Below are 3,605 nucleotides of genomic sequence, written 5' to 3'. Positions count from 1 at the left end.
CGCTGCACTTCTGCTCCGGTTCCGGTGGCAATTGCCATCGGAATGAAACCGAGCGAGGCTACCAGCGCGGTCATCAATACCGGGCGCAAGCGCGTCAGCGCGCCATCGCGTACCGCCTCTTCCAGCGCACGCCCTTCTTCGCGCAAGCTGCGGATGAAGGAAATCATCACCAGCCCATTCAGAACAGCAACCCCTGACAGGGCGATAAAGCCGACTGCTGCAGAAATCGACATCGGTATATCGCGCAGCCACAAGGCAATGATGCCGCCGGTCAGTGCAAACGGAATGCCACTGAAGACCAGCAAACCGTCCTTGATGTTGCCGAACATCGCAAACAGCAGTACGAACACCAGCAACAAGGTGACCGGAATCACGATTTTCAGGCGTTGCGTGGCCGATTGCAGCTGCTCGAACTGTCCGCCCCAGGTCGTCCAGTAACCGCTCGGTATTGTTACCTGCTGCCGAATTTTTTCTTCTGCATCGGCGACGAAGGAACCAATGTCGCGGCCCCGCACATTGGCGCTGATGACAATGCGACGCTTGCCGTCTTCCCGACTGATCTGATTCGGCCCAGGCGCCACATCCAGCGTGACGACTTCGCCGAGCGGAATGTAACTGGTCTTGCTCTCGCTGCCTTGCGTGCGCGGCAGTGAAATCGGCAGGCGTTTGATGGCATCCAGATCGTTGCGTATGTGCTCAGGCAAACGGACGATGATATTGAAACGGCGGTCGCCCTGGAACAGCGTACCGGCTTCCTTGCCGCCGACTGCAGTGGCAACCGTGTCCTGCACATCGGCGATATTCAAACCGTAGCGCGCGGTTTTTTCGCGATCTATGTTCACCGTCAACATCGGCAGGCCGGTGGTTTGCTCTACCTTCACTTCAGCCGCACCGGGAATTCCCCCCATCACAGTCGCCACTTTACTGGCGGTGTCGTTGAGCACATCCATGTCGTCGCCGAACAATTTGACCGCGACATCGCTGCGCACGCCGGAGATCAATTCATTGAAGCGCAACTGGATAGGTTGCGAGAATTCGTAATTGCTGCCCGGCAGGCCGGTGACGGTTTTTTGCACGGCAGCCAGTAATTCATCGCGCGTCTTCCGTGGTTCCGGCCATTGATTCTGCGGCTTGAGCATGATGTAGCCGTCGGAAATATTCGGCGGCATGGGGTCGGATGCAATCTCCGCCGTGCCGGTACGGGCAAAGATGCGCTCGATTTCCGGATGTTTTTCCTTCAGCGTTTTTTCCAGTTGCTGCTGCATGGCGACCGATTGCGAAAGGCTGGTGCCGGGAATGCGCAAGGCCTGGATGGCAAAATCCCCTTCATTCAGATTCGGCACGAACTCGCTACCCATACGGGTCGCGAGCAGGCCGGACAGAACGACCAGCACGGCAGCAAAAGTCAGGACAACCGGCTTGTTGGCCATGACGCTATCCAGCGCAGATGCATACCATGTGCGCGCTTGCTGCATCAGGCGATTTTCTTTTTCCTCAACTTTGCCATCTATGAACAAGGCGATCGCAGCCGGGATAAAGGTAATCGACAGGATCATCGCGCCGACCAGAGCGATGACGACGGTAAATGCCATCGGATGGAACATGCGCCCTTCGACGCCGGTCAGTGCAAAGATAGGCAGATAAACGGCCATGATGATCAACTGGCCGAAGATCAGCGGGCGTCGCGCTTCCTTCGCGGCTACAAAGACTTCATGGAATCGTTCGGTACGCGTGAGCGCGCGGCCATGATGCGCCTGCGCGTGAGCCAATCTGCGCACGCAGTTCTCGACGATGACGACAGCACCATCCACGATGATGCCGAAATCCAGTGCACCCAGGCTCATCAGATTGGCGCTAACGTGATAATTCACCATGCCCGTGAACGTAAACAGCATCGACAATGGAATCACCATCGCGGTAATGATCGCCGCACGGAAATTGCCGAGGAAGATGAACAGCACCACAATGACCAGCACCGCGCCTTCGAGCAAATTCTTCTTCACGGTGCTGATGGCCTTATCGACCAGTACGGTGCGGTCGTAGACGGTGATCGCCTGTACGCCTGCCGGCAGGGTGCGATTGATGTCGACCATCTTCCTGTCTACAGCTTGCGAAACGGTGCGGCTGTTCTGCCCTATCAGCATGAAGACCGTGCCCAGCACGACTTCGCGGCCATTTTCCGTTGCAGCGCCGGTGCGCAACTCACGGCCGATTTCAACTTCGCCGATATCGCGGATGCGGATCGCCACCCCTTGTACATTGCCGAGGATGATGTTGCGGATATCCTCCATCGATTGCACCTGGCCCGGTGCGCGTATCAGCAATTGTTCGCCGCGTTTTTCTATATAGCCGGCGCCGACGTTGCCGTTGTTGCGTTCCAGCGCGGTAACGATGTCCTGCAAGCTCAGGCCGTAGGACGCCAGCCGTTCCGGCACCGGTGCGACCTGGTATTCCTTGGCGAAACCGCCGATCGAATTGATTTCCGTAACGCCACTGACATTGCGCAACTGCGGTTTGATGATCCAGTCCTGGATCTCGCGCAGATCGGCCGGCGTATACGCGGAACCATCCGCCTTCTTCGCGCCCTCTTTCGCTTCCACCGTCCACAGATAAATCTCGCCGAGGCCGGTTGAGATCGGTCCCATGGCCGGCGCGATGCCGGGCGGCAGATTTTGCTGCGCTTCCTGAATCCGCTCATTGACCATCTGGCGCGCAAAATAAATGTCGGTGCCATCCTTGAAAATCACCGTGACTTGCGACAGGCCGTAACGCGACAGCGAACGCGTCTGCTCCAGATTCGGCAAGCCGGCCATCACGGTTTCGATGGGAAAGGTAATGCGCTGTTCGGTTTCCAGCGGCGAATAACCCGGCGCCGAGGTATTGATCTGCACCTGTACATTGGTAATGTCAGGCACTGCATCGATAGGCAGTTTTTGATAATTGTAAATACCCAGCGCAGCCATGCCGGCGACTGCCAGCATGACCAGCCAGCGCTGTTCAATCGCAAAGCGTATAAGACGTTCAAACATGTTGGTATGCCTTTCGCATCAATGCGTATGTTCGGCGCTGGCTTTACCCAGTTCCGATTTGATGACGAAACTGCCGGCCGACGCGTATTCGCTGCCCGCCTGCATACCCTTGACGATTTCTACAGACTTGCCATCACTGCGGCCAGTCGTGACCTCTTGCGCAATGAAGCCGTCCGCAAGCTTGACGAAGACGACCGGCTTGTCGTTGATGCTGTGCAGCGCCTCGGCCGACACACTGACCGGCACGGACGTTTCACTGGAAACAATCTCGATACTGACGAACAGGCCCGGACGCCATGTGCCCTGCGGATTGGCCAGCGTGACGCGGGCTTTCGCCGTGCGCGTCTGCTCGCCCAGCAAGGAACCGACATAGGCTATCGTGCCGGATGCGCTGGAATCGAACGCGCTGGCTTTGACGATAACCTTTTCACCGACGCGTACTGCATTCAGGTCTTTTGCCGAGACGGCTATTTCGGCCCATACCGACGACAGGTCGGAAATCGTGAAGATGTCAGCGTCTTCTTTCACGGCTTCGCCCAGCGCGATGTGCTTGGCAACGACCATGCCATCGAACGG

2 protein-coding genes are annotated in these 3,605 nt (G+C 57.4%); both read right to left on the bottom strand.

The genetic code is table 11. The features are described 5' to 3' along the window. A partial coding sequence (locus ABWP27_RS12550) for a CusA/CzcA family heavy metal efflux RND transporter (RefSeq protein WP_353157391.1) occupies positions 1-3,029 on the bottom strand: 3,029 nt, incomplete at its 3' end. Between the two features lie 18 nt (positions 3,030-3,047). Beyond that, positions 3,048-3,605, bottom strand: a 558-nt coding sequence (locus ABWP27_RS12545) for an efflux RND transporter periplasmic adaptor subunit (protein ID WP_353157388.1), incomplete at its 5' end; no start/stop codon positions are given.

It is taken from the genome of Herminiimonas fonticola (assembly GCF_040395855.1).
Taxonomy (GTDB): domain Bacteria; phylum Pseudomonadota; class Gammaproteobacteria; order Burkholderiales; family Burkholderiaceae_D; genus Oxalicibacterium; species Oxalicibacterium fonticola_A.
The sequence above is the reverse complement of the archived record's forward strand: the minus strand, read 5'-3'. Positions and strand labels throughout refer to the sequence as shown.